Source organism: Ignatzschineria rhizosphaerae, assembly GCF_022655595.1.
GTDB classification, from domain to species: domain Bacteria; phylum Pseudomonadota; class Gammaproteobacteria; order Cardiobacteriales; family Wohlfahrtiimonadaceae; genus Ignatzschineria; species Ignatzschineria rhizosphaerae.
This window is the reverse complement of sequence record NZ_CP093379.1, coordinates 3,009,576-3,031,160: the sequence shown is the minus strand read 5'-3', so window position 1 is coordinate 3,031,160 and position 21,585 is coordinate 3,009,576. Positions and strand designations below refer to the sequence as shown.

Annotated in this window: 16 protein-coding genes; 6 read left to right on the top strand and 10 right to left on the bottom strand. The window is 40.5% G+C overall.

Annotated elements, in window-relative coordinates; genetic code table 11:
• Positions 1-26: 26 nt before the first annotated feature.
• The 6 genes from MMG00_RS13900 to gmtY form a co-directional block, all read right to left on the bottom strand.
• Positions 27-311: a hypothetical protein gene (locus tag MMG00_RS13900; protein WP_242149481.1), complete on the bottom strand. Its 285-nt coding sequence runs from the start codon at positions 309-311 to the stop codon at positions 27-29.
• Positions 312-480: 169 nt separating this feature from the next.
• Positions 481-2,640 carry an AAA family ATPase gene (locus tag MMG00_RS13895; protein ID WP_242149478.1) on the bottom strand — a complete coding sequence of 720 codons (2,160 nt, stop codon included), beginning with the start codon at positions 2,638-2,640 and terminating at the stop codon, positions 481-483.
• Positions 2,637-3,074 (bottom strand): VPA1267 family protein, encoded by a 438-nt coding sequence (locus tag MMG00_RS13890; protein WP_232601847.1) that lies wholly within the window; start codon positions 3,072-3,074, stop codon positions 2,637-2,639. Before MMG00_RS13890 ends, MMG00_RS13895 begins: the two co-directional genes overlap by 4 nt.
• On the bottom strand, positions 3,074-3,751 hold the full coding sequence (gene gmtX, locus MMG00_RS13885) for a gamma-mobile-trio protein GmtX (protein ID WP_034823168.1): 678 nt from the start codon (positions 3,749-3,751) through the stop codon (positions 3,074-3,076). The genes MMG00_RS13890 and gmtX overlap by 1 nt, the downstream gene beginning before the upstream one ends.
• Entirely contained in the window at positions 3,751-6,420 is a 2,670-nt protein-coding gene (gene gmtZ, locus MMG00_RS13880) for a gamma-mobile-trio integrase GmtZ (RefSeq protein WP_242149474.1), read from the bottom strand. The genes gmtX and gmtZ overlap by 1 nt, the downstream gene beginning before the upstream one ends.
• Positions 6,420-7,877, bottom strand: coding sequence for a gamma-mobile-trio recombinase GmtY (gene gmtY / locus MMG00_RS13875; RefSeq protein ID WP_242149471.1), 1,458 nt, complete (start codon positions 7,875-7,877; stop codon positions 6,420-6,422). Before gmtY ends, gmtZ begins: the two co-directional genes overlap by 1 nt.
• Before the next feature lie 205 nt (positions 7,878-8,082).
• Here gmtY and MMG00_RS13870 point away from each other — a divergent pair, with 205 nt between their 5' ends.
• Positions 8,083-9,429, top strand: coding sequence for an AAA family ATPase (locus MMG00_RS13870; protein ID WP_242149467.1), 1,347 nt, complete (start codon positions 8,083-8,085; stop codon positions 9,427-9,429).
• A gap of 245 nt (positions 9,430-9,674) precedes the next feature.
• On the opposite strand, the gene MMG00_RS14325 is transcribed toward MMG00_RS13870, so the two are convergent.
• A complete protein-coding gene (locus MMG00_RS14325; RefSeq protein WP_349775529.1) occupies positions 9,675-9,794 on the bottom strand; it encodes a 2-oxoadipate dioxygenase/decarboxylase family protein in 120 nt (39 codons plus the stop codon).
• Between the two features lie 319 nt (positions 9,795-10,113).
• Between MMG00_RS14325 and MMG00_RS13865 the strand changes: the two genes are divergently transcribed.
• Positions 10,114-11,451, top strand: a complete 1,338-nt coding sequence (locus MMG00_RS13865) for a GntP family permease (protein ID WP_242149464.1) — start codon at positions 10,114-10,116, stop codon at positions 11,449-11,451.
• 119 nt (positions 11,452-11,570) lie between these two features.
• Positions 11,571-12,719 carry a glycerate kinase gene (locus tag MMG00_RS13860; RefSeq protein WP_242149461.1) on the top strand — a complete coding sequence of 383 codons (1,149 nt, stop codon included), beginning with the start codon at positions 11,571-11,573 and terminating at the stop codon, positions 12,717-12,719.
• Between the two features lie 118 nt (positions 12,720-12,837).
• On the opposite strand, the gene hglS is transcribed toward MMG00_RS13860, so the two are convergent.
• On the bottom strand, positions 12,838-14,229 hold the full coding sequence (gene hglS / locus MMG00_RS13855) for a 2-oxoadipate dioxygenase/decarboxylase HglS (RefSeq protein WP_242149456.1): 1,392 nt from the start codon (positions 14,227-14,229) through the stop codon (positions 12,838-12,840).
• Between the two features lie 582 nt (positions 14,230-14,811).
• Here hglS and MMG00_RS13850 point away from each other — a divergent pair.
• On the top strand, positions 14,812-16,089 hold the full coding sequence (locus tag MMG00_RS13850) for a dicarboxylate/amino acid:cation symporter (protein WP_242149453.1): 1,278 nt from the start codon (positions 14,812-14,814) through the stop codon (positions 16,087-16,089).
• Positions 16,090-16,401: 312 nt separating this feature from the next.
• A complete protein-coding gene (locus tag MMG00_RS13845; RefSeq protein ID WP_242149450.1) occupies positions 16,402-16,725 on the top strand; it encodes a hypothetical protein in 324 nt (107 codons plus the stop codon).
• Between the two features lie 165 nt (positions 16,726-16,890).
• Here the strand turns inward: MMG00_RS13845 and MMG00_RS13840 are convergent, their stop codons facing one another.
• Together MMG00_RS13840 and MMG00_RS13835 are read right to left on the bottom strand one after the other, a co-directional pair.
• Entirely contained in the window at positions 16,891-17,433 is a 543-nt protein-coding gene (locus tag MMG00_RS13840) for a carboxymuconolactone decarboxylase family protein (protein ID WP_242149447.1), read from the bottom strand.
• A 232-nt stretch (positions 17,434-17,665) separates the two neighbouring features.
• Positions 17,666-20,731, bottom strand: a complete 3,066-nt coding sequence (locus tag MMG00_RS13835; protein WP_242149444.1) for an autotransporter domain-containing protein — start codon at positions 20,729-20,731, stop codon at positions 17,666-17,668.
• 279 nt (positions 20,732-21,010) lie between these two features.
• Here MMG00_RS13835 and MMG00_RS13830 point away from each other — a divergent pair, with 279 nt between their 5' ends.
• Positions 21,011-21,562 (top strand): adenylate kinase, encoded by a 552-nt coding sequence (locus MMG00_RS13830; protein ID WP_242149443.1) that lies wholly within the window; start codon positions 21,011-21,013, stop codon positions 21,560-21,562.
• Positions 21,563-21,585 lie beyond the last annotated feature (23 nt).

The following is a 21,585-nucleotide window of genomic DNA, read 5'->3' as shown; positions in this document are numbered from 1 at the left end:
TTTGTTCCAAATTCAATGATTTGTGATTAATCGTTGTCTGATTTAGCTGTAATTTTAATAGATGCTTCTGTAAGCCCAATACGCAATAACTCAGCGATAGCACCGTCTAAGCTCTTGAAGATACGAGCCTCATAAGGCTGCCTTGAGCTACTCAGCACAAGCGGCTCACCTTTCCACTCCATACCGTTAAATACGACCTTGTATTCACCTTTGCAACCCACGACTTGCGCATGATCTAGAATGCCACTCTTAACTCTTTCTTTCGCCATAGAGCTAAGAATGCAGTTTCCACCATTTAACCCTGAAATCATTCTGACTCACTCAATAATCGTTTTTGCCACAATATCAAATATCGTAGCAAAACTGTAGTGTTGTATCAGATTTCGACAAATAAGTATTTATGCAAAGTAGGGAAACTTACTACTTCACTGGTAGGGCTTTGGTGAAACTAATAATGGGGCAAAAACGAGTTTGAAACTGCTAACCCAGCAGCTCTTTCAGATAGCTATTCCGCTTGTGAGAGTGACTAGGTGCCTCGGTGATCTGCTTCATATCATCGCTACTACCAACGATATGGATTTCACTTTCAGCTCTCGTGATTGCCGTATAGAGCCATGCTCTATCTACTATTCTTCCATTTTGCAGAGCGATGATGATGCGTGGAAACTGTGACCCTTGAGCTTTATGTAGGGTGATTGCGTAACCCAACTCCATGCAGTCGAGAACGGATTGTGTTATCTCGACCTTTTCACCTGTATCTAGCGTCACTTCACCGTAACTATCACCAGAAGGTTTGGCGTTGGTTAGCATACCAAGTGAGCCGTTCTGAATGCCTTTGTCGTAATGATTCTGCGTAAATAACACCTCATCATTCATGCGAAGTGGCAAAAAGAACTTGTCACCATTAATTTCAAACTCAAGGCTGTCACTGTTTGGGTTGACCGCTTGCTGGATGAGTTTATTGATTTCTGTTACGAGCGCCTTGGTTGGAGCCATGACACGACTGCTTTCAGGAGATTCTTGGTAAAGTTCGCAACAGACTTTGGCAATGTCTGTTTTACTGGTTTCGTGAAAGTGTATTGCACCTGTGCTTAATTGGTCAGGCATCACACCTTGATTGATGAGTTTTGAGTATTCGGGGATACCCGTTGAACCTTCCTGTCTCTTGACGATATCTAGCATGGTATTAGCCACCGTTTTCGCTTCAACGATGTCTGCCAACACCTTGCCGCAGCCGATGGGTGGAAGTTGGTCAGGGTCGCCAGTAAATATCAATCGTACAGAGGGATGAGTGTGATTAACAAGGCGATACATGATCGGTAAGTCAATCATACTGGCTTCATCTATTACCAGTAAATGCTTTGGCTGGTCTGAACTTGGCTCAATAGGCTCTCTACGTAATAACTTAGCGATAGTTGAGGTGATAAAGCCAATTGACTCATGCAAGCGCATAGCGGCTCTGCCACTCAGCGCGACCGCATGTATTTCAAATCCCATTTGATGGTAGGCTCGAAGTGCGGTTCTAAGTACCGTTGTTTTACCTGTGCCAGCTCCGCCCGTAATACAGCTCACGGCGTTATCCAAACACGTTGTCACTGCTTCAATCTGCTTCTTGGTTAGCTCGTATGGTAATTCACCAACCGAAGAGCAATATGCAGAATTTGCAACTTCGTCATAAAGGTTGTTTTGATTAGCTAGTGCTTTAAGTCGTTTGGCAACGACATTTTCCATCAACAACTGGGCAGTTGGATGATAAGAGCCAGTGTCGGGGTTTAGGATGTATTGCGCTTTGTTGTGACCTGCTTTAAACGCTTCCGTCACCAGTTCCTTATCTTTGAGCAATTTGGTTAGGTATGGGCGTAAGCACGCTTGAGTTGTATAGGTGTGGCCTTTCTCAATCTCTTTGCGAATCGCGGTTTCAAGTGCGGCACTTAGTCTGCGGTGATCACAAGCTGTGATCTTAAACTGGTCAAAATTAACCAGTTTATCGACATCCGTAAACGACATCCCAAACCCAATAAGGACATACGGATTTTGTTTAATAGCCTCAATGGACTCTTCTCCATGATGCTTCAATAAGCGCTGCTGAATACTTGCTGGTATCTTGTGTTCGGTCATCCAGTTGCAGTAGGCCAGATTTTTATATTTGGCGTAACCTTCAAATAACGCATTGATAGAATCTTCACTCAGGACACTTCTAAGGCGCTCTCTTGATTCACGAGTGTCTTTTCCAACCGTTGGGTGAAAATCCTTTCCTAACAGTTCCCAGAGTGCTCTAGCTTTACTTTCACCGATACCTTTGAAATCACTTTCTCTGGCAATAAAGCGAATAAGCTGTTCACCCGTTTCTGGCAGGCTGCATTCGATGTGTTCTGGTGATTCATAGGTATGCTGCTGCATCACGTAATCACCCGTTTCCATTTCTTCTATTAAACGATGGCCTTTAACCGACCAGTGTTGGCCGAGGGCTGGTTGAACGGGGATGGCATCTGGATCAGCTTTGATGGTGACGTAATACTTGCCACTGTTAGTTTTGTATGAGTTTTTTTTCAGTGGCACGCCACTGAATATCACCATTTTGGTAGAGCTGTAAGGAATACTCGTGACACGCATTTGGTCTTGATGGAGTGCAACATTCATCGTGGCATGAACCCCATTTCTGACAAGGTTTCATTCAGTTCGCCAAACCGCTCTAGTTTACCTTCCAGCTCTTTAACTTTGGCTTTTAGCTCAATGTTTTCAGCCTCTAAGGTCGATACTCGTTTTGAGTCGAGCAGCTTGCGATTAGCCGTGTTGTCGTATTGCTTTGGTTTGTCAGCATTGCTCTTTGCAGATTCGGTCAGTGGCGGGAGTATACCTTTATCACGCAGTTTGTCTTCTAATGCCTTGAGCGCTTTTCTAAGCGCTGGATTTTGGTTAAGGGCAGACTTGCCGCAACCGACCCCTTTTGCTACTTCGATGCGGTTGAGCTTGCCTTTAAAGGCGATCTGCTTAAAGTCATCATCAGTTTGAGTGGCTTGCCATACTTCAAATGCTTCGAGGTTCTGCTGCGCTCTTTGCGGACCGTTCGCCATTAATCATCTACCTCACCTAACAACTTGCGTAGACCTGTCGCAAAGCCTCTAGGGAATATTTCTATGTTGTATTCCATGTCTTTTACTTGGCCAGCTTGTGTGGTTTGCCAGTTATGTTTTTCCATACATTCGTCAGAGATAGCGTAGGCTAAGGCTTTCTTCTCGGATTCGGTCAAGATGCCAGATAGTGAAGGCAAGACTTCAACACTCGGCTCTGCGCTTGCATCAAACTGACGTACAGGACGCTTATCAATGGTAATATTCGCGTGCTGTTTTAGCAGATTAACCTCTTTGCGATAACGGTTGCGCTCGGCAATAATCTGACCAAACAAAGCCCGTACCGCAGTGTCTGGAATACGCTCAAGCAGTTTATTATCCTGTGGAACAGACTTAGAGCGTGAGGTTGGCGATAACGGCTTTTTGGTGGTTGTTTTGCACTTTGCTGCCCATGCTTCAATCAAGGTGCGGTAGTGCTTGTTTTTGGTTGCTCGTAACGCTTCGTAACCTGGGCCACCCTCTGCTGCTGATACTCGCCCCATTTGTGTAATGGAGAAATCACGCTGCCCCGATTCTACATAGGCTTTCAGGATGTCGTTAAGCTTATCTAGGTTTTTTTGGGTTCTTGGCACTTTGTCGTCTTTCAAGTCAGCCAAGATGATATCAATATTAATGTCCATTAACCCTCCAAGAGCGCAGGTTGGGTGAGATTTTCTAAGCGCAAGGACTTATCCGACAGTGCATTCATGCCAGCGTTAAATAGCTTGTGATTAGACAGGTATTCACCCGCTTCGATGTAGCTCGCCACTTTGCGGTAGCCTTCAAGTTTGTCGTCAGGGTCGGCGATTTTTGCCATTTGGCGCAGCATGGCATTGGCGGCAATGAGTTGTTGTTTGTCGTCCATTTCCATGAAAATTGGCTCAAAGCCTTTTTTCATCAGTACTCGACTGAGTTGCATCGAGCGCTTTTGAATAACAGGGGTTTTACGCAGTTCGTCCTGTAAATCAGGGTAAAACTCCGCGTCATCACAAAGCAGCGATAAGTGCAGCAACTCTGAGTCGGTTTCGATAAACTTCAAGGCATGGCTGACATCTTGCTCAGAGCCAACCGCAATCAGTTTATCTTTGGTGTCGTCCTCATTTCTGGCTTCTTCGACACGAATGATTTTGCTGATTAGCTCGAAGCACGCTATCCAGTCTTTGGTGTATTCATCGGCCTCTACTTGTTGCCTTTCATAGCGGCGCTGTAGAACCTGCATGTCATTATGTTTGGTAAAAGGCGCACCTTGCTCTTCACAGAAGAACTGCTCGTCTTTGAGTACTTCTAGCTCACCTTCGATTTCAACCGATAGGTTAGCCGCTTGGTGCGCCTTGTAACTGAGTTGATTAAACTGAGCATTAAGCGCTGGCAGGTATCGCGCCTCAGTAATAAACCAACGGCAACGAATGCAGTTTTCAGGGCCATGCGGTACGCTGTCATAGATGCGATTAACGGGAATACTTGAATCTCTAATCAACTCACCACCGTTCCAGCACCCGCCCAGCGTACTGACTTCATCCGATTTGACGGTGTTGCCTCCGACCAAACATAAGCCAGCTGAACGCTCCTCCCAGCCGATGGGATTACGGTTAACCAGTGCTGCCTGAATACTGTCTTCTTTGTGGTAGACCATTTTGCATTGAATTTGCGCTAGTGAGGCATCTTTGAGGAAGTTGCGCACTGACTGCTTGGCTTTACCCTCAAGCTCCCATTCGGCTTCACTCATTTTTTCCGCCATCACGGACGGGGTGATTTTGTTGTAGTAGATGGTCATTAGGATACGTGAGTGCCCTGCCAGTAGTTTGGATATGGCAGGTAGTGGCAATTGGGTATCCATCGTGTAGGCAGTTATCAGCGATACACGCAAGCTGTGCAGGGGGAAATTTGTGGCAACCTTAGCATTTTCTGGAGTGTCTTCTGGGTAATCCACAACCAGTTTAAGTCGCTCTCCATTATCAAGCGTATTACCTTGCTCAGCAAGCTCGTTTTCCAGTGTTAGCAAGAGTTGATACCAAAGAGGTGCCAGAGCCACTCCCCCATAAGATGGTTTGTATTTGTCATCTCCTTTCGCTGACGCATCCCGAAAGAGAAAGGCGATTTCACCCATGCTCTCTAACTGCTTGTCTGATTTTCTCGTCCCAATGTGCTTGTAAAGCAATGCAGCACAGTCGGTAGGGTTAGCTATTGGGTTGTATTTCTCTTGCCAGTTACGCAGTTTTTCCAGCCAATATAATACTTCCTCATTCTGCCAAGGGATGATGTAGCCGCGTTCTAGTTCATCTTTATTCTGGTCGGCGGTTTTGTTGGTGTTGATATACAAGCCTGTGGAATATTGCCCTGTCATGGTGTCATGGATACGGCGAAAGATGCCTTTGCCAAAAGGACGCTTTTCGCTACCGAGCGCAAAGTCATGCTTGTCATTGAGCTTCCACTGACCTTGCTCATAGCGCCACGTATCCGCTTCACCGCTGTCTAACATGGACACCTGATAGGTGCGCAGCGGCAGATGCAATTTCATGAAAATGACCATCGCTCTGACAGGTGACCAGATTTGGTGGAGGGTGATTCTTTTACCATTTCTAGTCACTTCTTTGGTGCGCCACACGCAATCGGGGTCGGTTTTATCAATCAAGTCAGGCTCGACCTCGAACCAGTCGCCACTTTGACCTGCTTTGCCTTGCCCTGACTGCTCTTGTGCCCATGCCCAATGCTTGAAATGGCGGTAGTGATAGCTAGGCAGTAACGACTCGCCTTGTGGTAGGTTTTGCTCAATCACCGTCAGTTCCGCTTTATCTGGCAATGGACACAGAATTTGGCGCAGGTCTTGGATGTAACGATACGGAAGTGGGTTACGTACGGTTTCAGTGTGTGAGTCTTGCCTCTTAATTTTGCTCAGCGGATTGCGAACCAGTGGTATTAAGTTGCCGCTATCATCTTCTTCAGATAGATGATGTTCAATGACGTAATTAATGAAGTCACAGGAGTAGTTGATAGATTTTGATACTTCCGCGGGGTCGTTAACAGTTTTTCTCACAGTAGCTTCTAGCTCTTCAGTGGAGCAGATATGGCCATTGTAACCCTTGAAAAACAGACCAATATCAGTTACATAGGGAGCGTACTCTACCAGGTAGGACTCAAAAAAACGGCCCAACGCTTTACGCTTGTGGTCAATTGCCGCATGTTGAATCGCCATCCACTCAGCGGCTAATTCCTGCCATTGCTGCCACTCAGGGCCAAGGGTGGTGAGCATCCATTTAAACGTTAAGTCCGATGCACGTCCGTCATTTTTTCTGCCTTTAGTTCTAGCCATTATTTACCTCGCAATTTGGGGTGCTTACCTGTGAAATACCCTTGCGGGTCAATGTCGTCAAAACCATGCTCGACCAACTCTTTCCAGTCGAGCGCTTTGACTTTGGACTCAGGATTTGCCAGTTGTAGCGTGGCCTTGTTGAGTTCATCGGAGATTTCCTGCTGCCCTTTACCTGTGTAGGGAACTTGAGACTCCAGTGATTTATGGTGCATACATCGTCGTATCACCAACGGGTTAAGTCCTGAACGCTCTAAACGTCTGCCATAGCTATGACGATGACCGTGCGGGCCTAACCCTTCCGATTTGTTTGGCTCTAAGCCAATGCGCCTTAATCCCGCCGCATAGCTTTGGTGAAACGCATTCAAAGTGTATGGGTTTCCAAGGGCGCTGTGATGGAATGAAATGAACGCATAGGGGTGATGGCAGTCAATACTGGCTCGATATTTTAGGTAGCTCTTCCACAGTGACATAAAAACCTTGCCATAATCCGCTGGAAACCACTGAACTTGTATGTAGTTATCTCGATGGTCTACAACTCTTGTTTTCCAGCCAACGTATGCCGTGCCTTTCATTCGTTTGCGTGGTATACGAGCGTATTTTTCTTGTAAATAGGCTTCTCTGGTTTTTGTGCCTGAGCGACTACGCCAACCTTCGGGTGCTTTACCATCGACTTCGTTGTAAATTCGAACTATCGCTTTTTCAGGGTCATACGGATCTTCAAGTACATCAGTCACCCACAGCATAATAGCTTCACTTTCACGCAAACCGCCACCGTGCATCAAGAGCAGCATAAGCTTATCTCTCAGCGCAACTCGTGGATCTTTTGCTCCGCCAATACCATCTTTATAGAATGATTCCCAATGCTTATCTGGGAATGCTAAAGCATCGTCTTCGGCTTTCGTCAATGGAGTGCGTCCTTTCATTGTGCGAGCTTTACGGATGGTTTTGTTAACAGTTTTATCTTCAATATGTCCAAGGAAGTCATTTTGGTTTTTTCGATACCAAGCAGCGTAATTAAGGCGTTGCTCATGAGGTGTGGCATCTCGCAAAGGGTTCATTGGCTCTGCGCCATGCTTGTTAGCCAGCCAATCAGTAAATGCCGTTAATCGATGAATATGTTTATTGACGTTATCAGTTGAGCTTGGCACCCAGTACAAGCCAGAGGGATCTAAACCATCTTCACCGATGGTGCCTGTGTAAAGACGCTTAGCAAAGGTTTGGAATAGCATTTTAGGATCTTCAAATAATCCTTTGTTGGCTTCCATGTAATCCAAGAGCAAAGAAGTGGCTTGTATAAAACCATTCATTAAAGCATTACTAGCACCATCAGCTTCCATCTTTAGCAAGTAATCGGTAACTGAACCAACTTCACCTTGTTCGGTGATCAAGATGGGGAGCTGACTTTTAATGCCAGTATTATCTTCTACGATAGTTGCTTTGACTTTAACCGATGACAAGGTTCATTCCTTTATACACATTAAACATACAATACACTACAATGCTAAAGTTTTTGTTGTCAAATAAAAAGGCAGATTTCTCTGCCTTAATACACAATATACATAGTTCAAGGTACTATATATAAGCTAAGCGGGCTTTTTAATTCCATTATTAATACAAATAAGATATTATTTTTAATAAAAAATTTATAAGTGAAATGTTAATATGTTACTAAGAAAAATAAAATGGAATAATCACCCGATTCTAGGAGATTTACTTTTAGATCTATCAAATGGTGACTCCGCATATAAAACAATAATTCTGGCTGGTGAAAATGGCACAGGAAAATCTACAATATTAGAACATTTAAGCTCTTTTCTAAACTCACAAGAATTTAGCCATTTTGAATATATAGAATACATTGTGGACTCTCAAATACTAAGAGTTGTCGCCCCAGAAAATCAAGAAAACCCAGAATATAACAATAATTATTTTGACATAAAGAAAAATGAAGAAATACTCAATAGTTATCCAATATTCATTCGTGAGGAAACGATTGATCAAGACCCCCGTCACTATGGGTGTATCTACTCAAAAGCAAGAGCTGACTACAAAACTGAGCGTATCACTTCAACGTCTACCAGTCTGTTAGATGTAAATAAATACGCTATTGATAGCGATGATAACTTCACTTCTTTAAAACAATTAATCGTAGATATATCCTCCCAAGATGCTGAAGAATTTAAGACCATACATGAGGAATGTGCTGAAAAAGGAGAAACGCCTGTCTCCATAAATGATTTTCAAACGACTTCTAAGCTTTATCGTTTTAAAAATGCATTTAACAATTTTTTTGAAGAACTTCAATTTAGTAAAGTTATAAATAGAGATAATGAAAAAGTTATTCTTTTCAAAAAACACAGCAATCAAATTTCTATTGACAACTTGAGCACAGGAGAAAAACAAGTCGTATTTCGAGGTAGTTACTTATTAAAAAACAGTCAAATTCTACATGGCGCTACGATCTTAATAGATGAGCCGGAATTAAGTATGCATCCAAAATGGCAAAAGAAAATTTTAACTTATTATAAAGAACTATTTACATCAGATGAACAACAAATAGCCCAGCTATTTTTTGCAACACACTCTGATCATGTTGTCCAAGCAGCATTACAAGATAATGAAACAGCAATAATTACATTGAAAAGATCTCAAGGGCTTTTAACATCCTTTATAAACAACTCATCGATTTCACCAGTAGCTACTGCCGCGGAGATTAACTACAAAACATTTGATTTACCTACAATTGACTACCACATAGAACTTTTTGGAAAACTCCAAGCTGATAATCAAATAAATACTATAAAAGCTTGTGATGAGTATGTAGAGAGTCATAGTATGTATGTTTCTGCTGTTCATCAAAGACCCTCAAGACACAATACTACTCATTATCACTCTCTCACTACTTATATTAGAAATGCAATACATCATCCTGACTCAGGAAATACATTTACAGAACAAGATTTAAGAACTTCTATTGAGCTCTTAGAAAATCTAACATCAAATTCATAAAAAATTCTAGTCCATAAACTGAACTAGGATTCCATTATTAATATATCCTTATCGCTCTTATGATCATATAAAAGCGATGCTTCTTTTAGATTATTTTACCCAATCTTCAAAGCTTCTTTTACTTGTGCTAACGTTCTTGCTGATCTTTCACACCGTAGAGTTTTAATTCATTTAAGACTTTTACACATAGCTCTTCTTCAAATTTGTGTTTGATTTGGATCTACTTCGTATTCTGCTTGCCCACCTTATCTAAGATTTGACTGAAAGATTCCGGCGGCACTTGTTGGTAAGAAGCTTTCATACACGATTGGCTCATAGAGAAGCGCACCTTCGCCAACTAATGCATTAATATCACCGGCATTCACGTACAAATAATCTCAAAGATAATTGAACTTAAAATTTGAAACTATTTAGAGGTTTTCACATCTAATCTTATCTCTTGTTTCTTAAACAACAAATCATCCGATATAGATCTCCCTTTAATAACATTAAGGTATATTCAAAATACTTTGATACGACTAAAATTAGGGATAAGAAATCAATTTAATCTCTTAAGAAACATCGCTATATTATCACTTTCACAGTATTCTAAAATAGCTCACAATCTTTACCAGATTGACTCAAAAACTTATCTTTATGCTATTAACGCTTCTCTAACTAAGAGAATATCGAAAGGAATATTGTATGGATGATAGCTCAATGTTACTAAATGCATTTTTCGTTATCGCAAGTATTTTAGCGATTATCTTATTAACCTCACGCTGGAAATTTAACGTTTTTGCTTCCTTATTTAGCGTTAGTTTTGTCCTAGCGCTTTTAACCATCCCTATGCCCAAAGTAATTGACTTATTAAAAGTCAGCTTCGGTAATACCATGGGCGGCATTGCCTTTGTGATTATTTTTGGAACCGTCATTGCGATTTGCATGGAAAAAAGTGGTGCCGTTCGAAGTATCGCTTCCCATATCTTAAATTTCACCGGCAAGCGTAGAGCAAAACAGGCAACTGCTTTAACGGGATTTATCCCAGGATTGACTATTTTTTGTGATACGGGATTTATTATCTTAAGTGGGATTGCAAAGAACTTTAGTGCGCAATCTAAAACAGCAATGCCCTTAATGGCTGCAATTCTAGGTTGTTCTCTTTATGCGGCGCACTGTTTAATCCCAACGCATCCCGGCGCATTAGGGGCTGCTGTCGAATTAGATGCGAATATTGGCTATCTTGTCGTTTTTGGCATTTTGTTTGCTATTCCTGGAGCAATTGCTGCCTACTTCTGGGCAACTTTAATGAGCAAAGGTCAAAACTTCGAACCAGCCAAGGAAGAAACCACAATAGTCTCTGAAGATCTTACAAAACTCCCCTCCTTTAAAGCATCGCTACTTCCCATTTTATTGCCGTTACTTCTCATCTCCATCTCTACCTTATTTAGCGCTTTAGGCCTTAAAACTGGCAGTGTTGCCGAGATTATTCATTTCCTAGGTAATCCCGTGATTGCCCTTTTAATCGGTGCTATTATTGGACTGACTCTCTTTAAGAAAAAGGGAAAAGAAAGCTTATCTGAGGTGATTGAAGAAGCTATTGGAAAAGCAGGCCCAATATTAATTATCACAGCGAGTGGTGGAATGTTTGGCTCTATCATTCGTGAGACCGGCGTTGGCGGCGCTCTTGGAGAGCTATTAAGCGGCGCCTCTGTCAGTCTTCTTGTCCCTTTTATTCTTGCAGCTCTTTTAAAAACTGCACAAGGCTCATCCACGGTAGCTGCCTTAACTACTGCCGGAATTGTCACACCAATCTTAACGCATCTTGGCCTTGATTCAGAAATGGGACGAGTATTTACAGTATTAGCTCTTGGTGCCGGCTCTGCTGTTGTCTCTCATGCTAATGATTCCTACTTTTGGGTTGTCACTAAATTCTCAGATATCGAAGTAGATCAATCATTAAGAGTATTTACAACATCAACCTTTGTAATGGGCGTAGTAATGTTTATTTGTATCTGGGTTACTAGCTTATTTATTTTATAAGATAACCAAAGCTTCACCAACGTAACTCTCATTTCCATCATGAGAGTTACCGTTTATTTTTAATCATTTATCCCAAGATTCTAATAGCGATTATCTTGGGATTATTCCTTGGAGTTTTCATGAAAGTTGTCATTGCCCCTGATTCTTATAAAGAGAGCTTAACGGCATTAGAAGTTGCAAAACTTATTCAAGCGGGTTTTCAAGAGATATTCCCTGATGCCATTTACACCCTTATTCCCGTTGCTGATGGTGGTGAAGGAACGGTGACATCCCTCATTGACGCCACAAAAGGGCAATATATTACTAAATCTGTTGTGGGTCCTTTAGGACAACAAGTGGAAGCAACTTACGGTATTACAGGCGATGGTAAATCCGCTATTATTGAAATGGCTGAAGCGAGCGGATTAGCACTTGTTCCTCAAAATCAGCGCAATCCTTACGTTACTACGAGTTTTGGAACAGGTGAGTTAATCCTCGATGCTTTAAATCATCAAGTTCAGCATATTATCCTCGGCATTGGTGGTAGTGCAACAAATGATGGCGGTGCTGGAATGATGCAGGCTTTAGGCGTACGATTTTTAGATCAAAATAACAGAGAACTCCCTTTCGGGGGTAAAGCCCTAAGTCACTTAGAAACGATAGATGTTTCTAACTTAGATCCCCGCATCCACGCTTGTCAATTTGATATTGCTTGTGATGTTGATAACCCACTAACAGGTTCAAAAGGGGCTTCTGCAATATTTGGCCCGCAAAAAGGGGCAACCCCAGAAATGGTGATGGTGTTAGATCATGCACTTGCTCATTATGCTAATAAAATAGAGAGCTTAATGGGGTTAGAAGTGGATCACATTAAAGGCGCCGGAGCTGCAGGTGGAATGGGCGCTGCGGGGCTTGCTTTTTTAAAAGGATCTCTACGCCCCGGCATTGAGATCGTTATAGAAACGACTCAGCTTGAAGAGGTGATTAAAGATGCAGACCTCGTTATTACAGGTGAAGGTCGAATTGATCAGCAAACCTGTTTTGGTAAAACACCAATGGGCGTAGCACAAGTTGCCAAGAAATATCAAAAACCCGTCATTGCAATTGCCGGCAGCTTAGGAAAAGGAGCTGAACAAACTCATCAATATGGTATTGATGCTGTTTTTAGCATTACAGATTGCCCTATGTCTCTAGAAGAGGCTTATCAACAAACACCTCACAACTTACAGAAAATGGCACGAAACATCGCCGCAACCTATCAAATGGGAATTATGCATTTCAACAGATAATGATTCTCTCATCTCTACTATAACGCCATCTTTACAAGAATAGATCCATAAAAAAACTCAGTACACACAAAAAAGTGACTGAGTTTTTGCCTATCCCCATTATTGTCAGATTTGGAATCTAAACAATTTTTAATGCCTCTTTAGCTTGCATTAAAGTTCTAGTAGAAGTTTCGGCATAGAGTTTTAACTCATTAAAGACCTTTGCGCCTAATGCTTCTTCAAATTGTGCTTGATTTGAATCTACCTCATATTCTGCTTGCCCACCTTCTCCAAGATTTGATTGAAAAATTCCAGCGGCGCTTACTGGCAAAAAGTCTTCATAAACGATGGGTTCATAGAGCAGTGCGCCTTCAGCAACTAATACATTAATCTCATTGGTATTAAATGAACCTGCTTTTTCTTTGCCGGCAGTTGTTGGGTAATAAGCAAAATATGCAAGCGCTTGATCGTGAAGCTCTTCATAACTATCTGGAAATGCCATAAAGTTTTTGGCAAGTAGTTCATAATAACGATCGCTATTAGATTCATTTGGTGCACCATTCATCTCTTGACGAGTTTTATTCAAGAGCTCATCATAAAGCATTCTACCCTTGGGTGTTAAAGCCACTCCTCGTTGCTCAATCTCCCCAAAACGCGCAGTGTGGCTACCGGCATCTTCTCCTAAAGCTTGATCAATAAAACGTACCTTTTCGGATAACGCTTTAAAGCTTGTTTGACGAAGCAGTATTGGACATTTTCGTGTGGGCGGTCCTTCAATCACGGCTTTTGGCGTAATACCCTTTTGTGGCATTAAATTTTGGACACGATCAATATCTAATGTTCTTGGTGTTAAGTGATTAATATGTGGGCCTTTAAATGCCACCACATCAGCAATTAAGCGATGCTGATCATGAAGCAATTGATATTGGGCTTTTGTCACCGTCGATTCTTGATGCCAGCTAAAGGTTTTTAACACCTCTGTCACAAAATTATCGGCATCATCTGCATTTAAGCCACCATTTGCTTCACACTTCTCGATTAAACGAAGCGCTTCATCACTAAAAATTTGACGCGCTTCTAAAATCTCTACGATCTCCTCACGAAGCACCGGATCTTCAATTAATTCCAAACGAAGGAGCGAGGTAAATACCCTAAATGGACTGACCCTAAGAGAGTCTTCATGAATCGCTCTAAAGGCCGTTGAATGAACGGGAACCCCTGCTGGCGTTAGATCATAATATCCCACAGGAACCATCCCCATTACCGCAAATAGACGGCGCATTGTATGAAGCTCATCGGCTGTTCCTAAACGAATCGCACCGTGACGCTCCTCATCTAGACGAGCGAGCTCATCTGTTTGCACTAATTGCGCTTTTAAAGCAGGATTTTCTCTTAATGTCTCTTCATTCACTTCAGCCACTAATCGCATTAAATCCCCATACAAAGGGACTTCTGTTTGATACATTGCCGACATTGCTGCTGAAAATTTTGCCCGAATTAAATCCGGAGAGATAAAGCTATCTTTTGCCATCGTTCTTTCCTAAAGTGCGTAAAACTGATCCTGTCAATTACAACTCATCCCTGAAATTATTCATCTCTTAGAATGGTTTCCTCTACTCAATTGACTTTTAGATCTTATTGGTGAATTTGATCATAATTCATGAGCGAAATTTATCTTTTATACTTCTCTCACACTCATGACGATTACTCTCATCAAACCAAAAGCGCCGGTATTAAACAATGGAAATATATTTAGGATGTTATTCCTTTTTTTCTTACAAAATCACTATTGTAAAATTGTTTTAAAATGAAGAAAATTAGGCATAGATCAATCATATTAAGAGAAAATCTTGAAGATACAAGTCATTCCAAAAAGGAATGATGTTATAACCAAAACTCCTTTGCAGTGATTTACAACTTTAGACTACTCTGTTTCTCGATCTTTTTATCAAAAATTCACGACTTTATAACTTAAAGTACCTATCAATCATCCTCGGTAATCTTAAAAAAATAACAGACAATAATAGATTGTAGATTGAGCTCTCAAGTGGATTAATAAAACAGGTCACACAACACAATAATAACGACATACCACTAAGGATAGGGAATTTTTATGAGAAAAATATGGTATTGGTATAAACACCAATCTTTTATGCTAAAAATTACGGCTGGATTTATTTTAGGGTTAATTATTGGATTAATCTTTGGTCCTAGCAGTCAATTCCTAGCACCGCTTGGTCAAATATTTATGAATTTATTAAAGATGATCGTCATTCCCCTGATCTTCTTATCCTTAATGGTTGCCGTCAATCACTCAGCACCGCAAGAGCTTGGCAGAATTGGCATGAAAATATTACCGGTGTATCTCTTTTTTACCGCTATTGCCATTTTCCTTGGTGTTGCTATTGCCAAAATGACAAACCCTAGTGTCGGTTTGACATTACCAAGCGATGTATCTATTACCGTTCCTGAAAGCCCGAGTTTCATCTCAACCATTATCAATATGATTCCCACCAATATCGTACAAGCGATGGCTGATGGAAATGTTTTATCTGTGGTATTTTTAGCGATTATTGTCGGATTACCTGTCCTTTATATGCGTCATTCACAAGATCAAAAGCAACAAGAGATGGGTAATACACTGATGAAATTTGTAGAAGCTGCCAATGAAGTTGTATTAAAAATACTCAACGGCATTTTACAATATGCTCCTATCGGCGTCTTAGGAATTACCGCTTCAACAATCGGAAGCCAAGGTATTGATACCTTAATTGCCCTTGGAAAATTTGTATTAACCTCTTATATCGGTGTTATTTTATTAATAGTTATTGTTTACCCCTTAGCTCTACGTCTTTATGGGGTTCCTATACTTAAATTTTATAACAATATCAAAGAGGCTGTAATGACCTCTTTTGTAACCTCTAGTAGCCTTGGAACATTACCTATTAGCATTAATGCGGCTAAAAAAGCAGGAATTGATGAGCGTATTGCCAATTTAACATTACCCATTGGTGCAACCATTAATATGAATGGCACCGCACTACGCTTTGGCGTTGGGGTGATATTTGCAGCAGAGATTATGGGAATTCACTTAGGTATTCCTGAGATCTTATCGATTGTAATCATCGGGACCTTAGCTGCAGTTGGAACAGCAGGCGTTCCTGGCGCAGGATTAATCGGGATGTCGATTGTCTTTACCCAAGCCGGGTTACCCATTGAGATTGTTGCGCTTACAGCCGGTATTAATGCGCTTGTAGATATGATCTTTACTATGGGAAATGTCACTGGAGATCTTGTGGCAGCTAAAATTGTGGATCAATCAGAAAAGAGACTGCTATTAAAGCAATCAGCGACCAAAGTCACTAAAGAGCTCGCCTCTCACTCTAATTAAAACTCATAATCCTTACAAATCAATAAATAGTTAAAGCGGCTTTTAGCCGTTTTTTTTCATAAAAAATTCTTGAAAAACAGACTTTTAAGTAAATTATTGTAAATAATTAATTTCAAAGAAACCACTATTAACAAATCTATAATCACAAATAAGTCCGATATTATAAGGGTTATATAGCGGAAATCATTAGATCTCGCACGAATCATAAAAATAAAAGTAATAAAACCTTTAACAACATTAATTTACATTAAATAACAATATGGATATAATTAACCTACATTTTCAATCAACACTCAGTATAAGGTTTCATTCATGAAAAAGGTTTTATTACTTTCTATGATTCTTATTAATGCTTTTGCACAAGCGGCACAAGATCAGGAAAAATCTTCTCTTTCACTCGAAGGAAAAGTTACCTTCTTTGGAGAAGTTGTTGCAGAGACTTGTGCTCCAGACACCTATTCAGTACAAAAAGCATCACTATCTACACAGTTAATATCAGCGCAATATCAAGACTGTTATCAATATAATAACTCCCAAACAGGACATCTATCTAATGTTAAAGTTACCCCTTTAACTCCCCAAGTTGATACAACTGAACAAAAAAACTATGTCTTTTTTAAATCAGAATTTCTCTAAAGAATTGTAGTCAACATTTTAGGGCGATGTAAGTAACTAAATGATATAAGCTTTAAAAAAATTCCTAAAAATCCCATACTAGGAGTAAGAGAGGGCCGCTTATCTAAATCAATAAGCGGCTCTTTTTCTATATCATACAATTATTAATCATCTCTAAATAGATGCTTAAATCAGCGAGACTTTTGGAAAATCAATTTCAGGATCGACAATATTATTTAACCAATTCGTAAAGCTATTTAAGGCTGTCAATAGCGTAATTTGTACGATATCACTCTCAGTAAATCCTAACAATTTTGCTTCTTCTAATAAGTCTTCTTCTAGCTTTCCATGATTTTTGACAATATTAATTGCTAACGTCATTAGCATCTTTTCACGAGGATCATTCCCCTCCCCCTTTTGAGCTTTTGTGCACTCATCCTCTGTTAATCCCGCCATTCTCTTTGCCGTAAAAGTATGGGCACTCACGCAATAGTGACATCCATTAACATTTGCAACAGCTAAGGCTAATAACTCCTGCTCACGCGCCGTAAACTTAGTTTGGGCATTCAATGTTTCCTGTAACGCTAAAAATGAAGTTAAGCTCACGCCATCAATGCCCAATGCCCCAAAGAAGTTGGGTAATCTTCCAAATTTCTCTTGGAGCTTTGTTAAAATAGGTTGTGCAATCGTATCTGCCGTTTCTGGAGTTACTAATTTAAAATTTACCATGCTTCGATATCCTTATCTGGCCACTGTTTTATAAAAGTTACTAACTGATAGAGATATCCTACAAAACATTACATAAATTTACAATATGTATTATTAGCAATAGATAGCAAACCACCATCCCCTACATCGCTTAAAGTTGCTCAACTCTTTGCTCTACTTATAAAAAGATGGGGATTACCCCCATCTTTTCCAGTATTAGCCTTAATAAGGACTTCTGTATTAGACCTATTTTTTAAAAGTAAATTTTTAAGCCTAGATTCACACTATTATCGTGTTGCTTATTAGACCAGGTCCCATTATAACCGAAGGTTAGAACGCTATTATCGCTTGCATTATATTGTAAATTTGCTTTTAAAACGGCCGCGCTTCTTGCAGCAGAAATACTCTGAACCTCAAATTCACTTATACCACTACTAAAGCGCAATTTTAAATCTCGATCTAAGCTCCCCCATTGGTTTTGTAATCCAATCTCCCCATTAAAGGAAAATGGAGATTCTTCACCAAAATTTGAGTGTAAACGTAGCCCGACAGTGGAGATGAAGTGATTACTTCGCTGAGAATTTGCAGTTAGTGCTGCAAGCCTGCCATAACCATCCTCGCTAAACCCACTATTTTTTGCAGAAATGAAAGCCATATTCACAAAAGGAGAGATGATACTACTTTCACTAAGTTGTACCTTATAACCAATATCTGCAAAAACTTGAGTGATCTGCATTTTATAATCGGTATGATATTGCCCATAATTTTGAGCATAACTCACTGATCTATCAACATTAGCTTTATGCCAAGAGTGGCTAATCCCCCCATTTAGTTGCCATTGATCAATGAGCATTCCACCAAAAATAGAAAGGTGATAATTGTGCTGATCATACTTTTTACTAACCTCATCACTATCAAAACGCATCTTGCTATATCCTAAAGCAGCCCCAAAAAGCATCGCATTTTGCCAGCCTGAATCAACCCCTAAAATCATCCCTTGGGTATTACTCGAAAATCCAAGCATATTATCGCGATCTTTTGTCTTCCCCCAACTACCATAAAGATTACCCCAAACTGTTTTAGAGTTTTTCTCTTGACTTGAGATAAGCAACCTCTGAAGAAGCGCATCTTTTACATGATGGCTTTCATTAATTGTCGCAGATTTAAGATCAGCATAAATTTTCCCAGATAATTGCTGATAAGCTGATCCCAAATATCGTGCGTCTTCCGCAAAAGCGATACTCTCATAAATGCCATTACCAACACCTAAAAACTCAATCGCATTAGCAACATTACGTTGATTTTGATTACCGGCATAAGTTGAAAAAGCGATATTATTACGATCCACTTTAAATGTTGCAACATCCTCATTCACACTAAAGGTCGGTGAGATAAACAGATAATTATTCTCTTTAATGGCTAATGAACCTTCAATCCCTTCTTCAGCTTTTAATACCGTGATCTCCTTACCAATCATCGTCCCAGCACTCTCTTGTAAGAGATTACCCGTAGGATTGGTTAAAGAAAGAGAGATCTCAGAATCATTTAATCGAATCGCTCCCTTGCTTTCGATACCTGTAATCATCGAGGAAGAAGCTTCTGAGCTTTGTAGTATAGCTGGGTCTAAAGCTAATAGATAAGTTGCCTGATTGAATTCAACATCGCCATTAACCTTTAAAACACCATCTTTAGAAGCCGCTACCGTTGCACCGGCTTCTACCCTTAATGCACCAATGGCCCCATTACCTTGTAATAACGCATCTTTTTTAACCGTAACATCCGATACTAAAGAACCAGAGATAATCAATGCGCCGCCAGAGATCGTCGTTGGCCCCGTAAAAGTGCTATTGCCGGATAACTCTAAAACGCCCGTTCCTTGCTTTTCTAATGATCCCACGCCGGTAATATGATTATTCCACTCATCATACGCATTAAGCCCACCGCGACTTGTATCCATATTCACAATTGTTTCTCCGGCAAGATCCCCATAACCACCTGCGGCGTCATAAAGATTTAACCGAGCCCACCCAGAGCCATCATCTAAAGCATGACCCGACTCAATCATGGTTGTTCGAAGAACTTCTCGACGCTGCTCTTTAGAGAGATAAGGATATCTTGTGGCAATGAGTATCTCAGCACCTTCTGGCACAACAGCCTCTAACGTCGTATCCCCCACAGGATCTAAGCCATAAGTTAAGCTTAAGCGATAAGCTTCACGCTCACGATCTCGCTCTTCTTGGCTTTTTTTAGGACCTGAAGCTTGATTACATTCCGCAATCGTACTATTACAACCCAATTCTAACATCTCTCGCAAATCAGTTTGCGCCGCTAAAAATAGCTTTTGGAAATCATCAGTTGTTGTAATATTACTGCCTAACATTCCAATCTCTTGATTGAGATAATCAGGATTATTATTCATCATTTGCGCAACAGCATGGGTTGTCATGATACGAGCAGCGATAACATCTAAACCATAATGCACGCCTAAAACAACTCTACTATTGCCATATTCAGCACCTCTTAACATAAACTCTTGATAACGTTCTGGCACCATCAATGCAAATAGCTGAGTTGAGGCAAACCCAAAGGCCGAATGCCCACTCGGATAAGCTGGGCTATTTTCAATTGTAGAGATAGCATCCCCTTGAGATGATGCATTATTTCCAAAAAAATCCGTCCCATCAAAGGTAATAATACTCTCTGGTGAAACTTGTACGGGACGTGCATTACCATGCCCATTAGGTCTACCACCATTATTAACTTGATCTTGATAAGCACTATCATAAGCGCCGAATATCCCGCCTTCGGGCAATTCAAAATCCAGAACCGGCTCACCATTGACTAGACCATTTGCAAAATATTGTTTGGCAAAATCATTTTCTAAGCTCACCATTAAATTTACTTGTGTAAAAAGATCAGTAAAATTTTTCGAAAAAGATTTCCCCACATTTTGATAGGTTGTTGGATCTATTTCTATTGTGACATTCTCAAAGAAAACATCTTTCATTGTGCCACCTAAAGCATCGGCGACAAGTAATCCATTTCCCATAGAACCTAATAATGCTAGAAGGGTATTATCATAAAGAGCTTGTTGCTGCTGCTCCTTCGTCGCCTTATTATTAACTGCGATTGAAACTGCGAGATTATCTTCTAGAGCCTTTCTCCCTGCTTCTGTTTGATGCAGGGTTGTTAATCCTGTTACTAAATCTGTAGACCCAAGCAGATGAGAACTTGTTGATGATTCTGTTTCTCCTGCCGTTCCTTGTTGCGCTAAACTAAATATCATAAAGCCTGTCGCTAACTTCAATAATCTATTCATTTTCAATGAAATACTCCAACAATTAGTATGGTAAACAATAAAAACACAAATTATCAAAGTAATATGACAGTTAGATGAAATAGAGAAGTCATTTTAATCTCAGAATTTCCCAGAAATATTTCTAAGCTTAGATCCTCAGTTAATTCAACAAATCTTGCGCAATTTATGCGCTAATATTGTAGAAGTGAATTGAGGCAACTCCCTTAAGTGTGTATCATGTCAGAACGATGTAGCAAATCTGCGTGAGCAGATTTTTATAACCTAAGGAGATAGTTTTATATGCGTATAGTCCTGCTTGGCGCACCGGGATCTGGGAAAGGAACTCAGGCTGAAAATATTGTTAACAAATTTGGAATCACCCATCTTTCAACTGGTGATATGCTTCGTGCTGAAGTGAGTGAAGGTACTCCACTTGGTCTTGAAGCTAAAAAAATCATGGATGAAGGAAAACTTGTTTCAGATGATATCGTCCTTGGTATGGTTAAAAACCATATTTTAAAATCAGAAAAGGGGTTTCTCCTTGATGGTTTCCCAAGAAACATCAATCAGGCAGAACAACTCGATAAGCTTCTTGATGAAATCGACATGCCGATCGAAAAAGTGATCTATTTTGACGTTCCTTTTGAAGTGATTAAAGAGCGTTTAAAATCACGTGGTCGCTCTGATGATAACGAAGATACCATCCTCAAACGCCGTAAAGTATTTGAAGATGAAACATTCCCATTAGTCGATTACTTCGTACTTCAAGGAAAGCTCAAAACCATCAATGGTCACGGCGATATCAATGAGATCAGCGAAGAGATCTTCAAAGCAATTGATCCTTCACTTTAATGAATCTATATCAGTATCATCTA

What these genes read in the sequence shown, in the direction of transcription:
- MMG00_RS13900 (WP_242149481.1), bottom strand. Translation starts at nt 311, where the DNA reads ATGATTTCAGGGTTAAATGGTGGAAACTGCATTCTTAGCTCTATGGCG.
- MMG00_RS13895 (WP_242149478.1), bottom strand. Translation starts at nt 2,640, where the DNA reads ATGAATGTTGCACTCCATCAAGACCAAATGCGTGTCACGAGTATTCCT.
- MMG00_RS13890 (WP_232601847.1), bottom strand. Translation starts at nt 3,074, where the DNA reads ATGGCGAACGGTCCGCAAAGAGCGCAGCAGAACCTCGAAGCATTTGAA.
- gmtX (WP_034823168.1), bottom strand. Translation starts at nt 3,751, where the DNA reads ATGGACATTAATATTGATATCATCTTGGCTGACTTGAAAGACGACAAA.
- gmtZ (WP_242149474.1), bottom strand. Translation starts at nt 6,420, where the DNA reads ATGGCTAGAACTAAAGGCAGAAAAAATGACGGACGTGCATCGGACTTA.
- MMG00_RS13870 (WP_242149467.1), top strand. Translation starts at nt 8,083, where the DNA reads ATGTTACTAAGAAAAATAAAATGGAATAATCACCCGATTCTAGGAGAT.
- MMG00_RS13865 (WP_242149464.1), top strand. Translation starts at nt 10,114, where the DNA reads ATGGATGATAGCTCAATGTTACTAAATGCATTTTTCGTTATCGCAAGT.
- MMG00_RS13860 (WP_242149461.1), top strand. Translation starts at nt 11,571, where the DNA reads ATGAAAGTTGTCATTGCCCCTGATTCTTATAAAGAGAGCTTAACGGCA.
- hglS (WP_242149456.1), bottom strand. Translation starts at nt 14,229, where the DNA reads ATGGCAAAAGATAGCTTTATCTCTCCGGATTTAATTCGGGCAAAATTT.
- MMG00_RS13850 (WP_242149453.1), top strand. Translation starts at nt 14,812, where the DNA reads ATGAGAAAAATATGGTATTGGTATAAACACCAATCTTTTATGCTAAAA.
- MMG00_RS13845 (WP_242149450.1), top strand. Translation starts at nt 16,402, where the DNA reads ATGAAAAAGGTTTTATTACTTTCTATGATTCTTATTAATGCTTTTGCA.
- MMG00_RS13840 (WP_242149447.1), bottom strand. Translation starts at nt 17,433, where the DNA reads ATGGTAAATTTTAAATTAGTAACTCCAGAAACGGCAGATACGATTGCA.
- MMG00_RS13835 (WP_242149444.1), bottom strand. Translation starts at nt 20,731, where the DNA reads ATGAATAGATTATTGAAGTTAGCGACAGGCTTTATGATATTTAGTTTA.
- MMG00_RS13830 (WP_242149443.1), top strand. Translation starts at nt 21,011, where the DNA reads ATGCGTATAGTCCTGCTTGGCGCACCGGGATCTGGGAAAGGAACTCAG.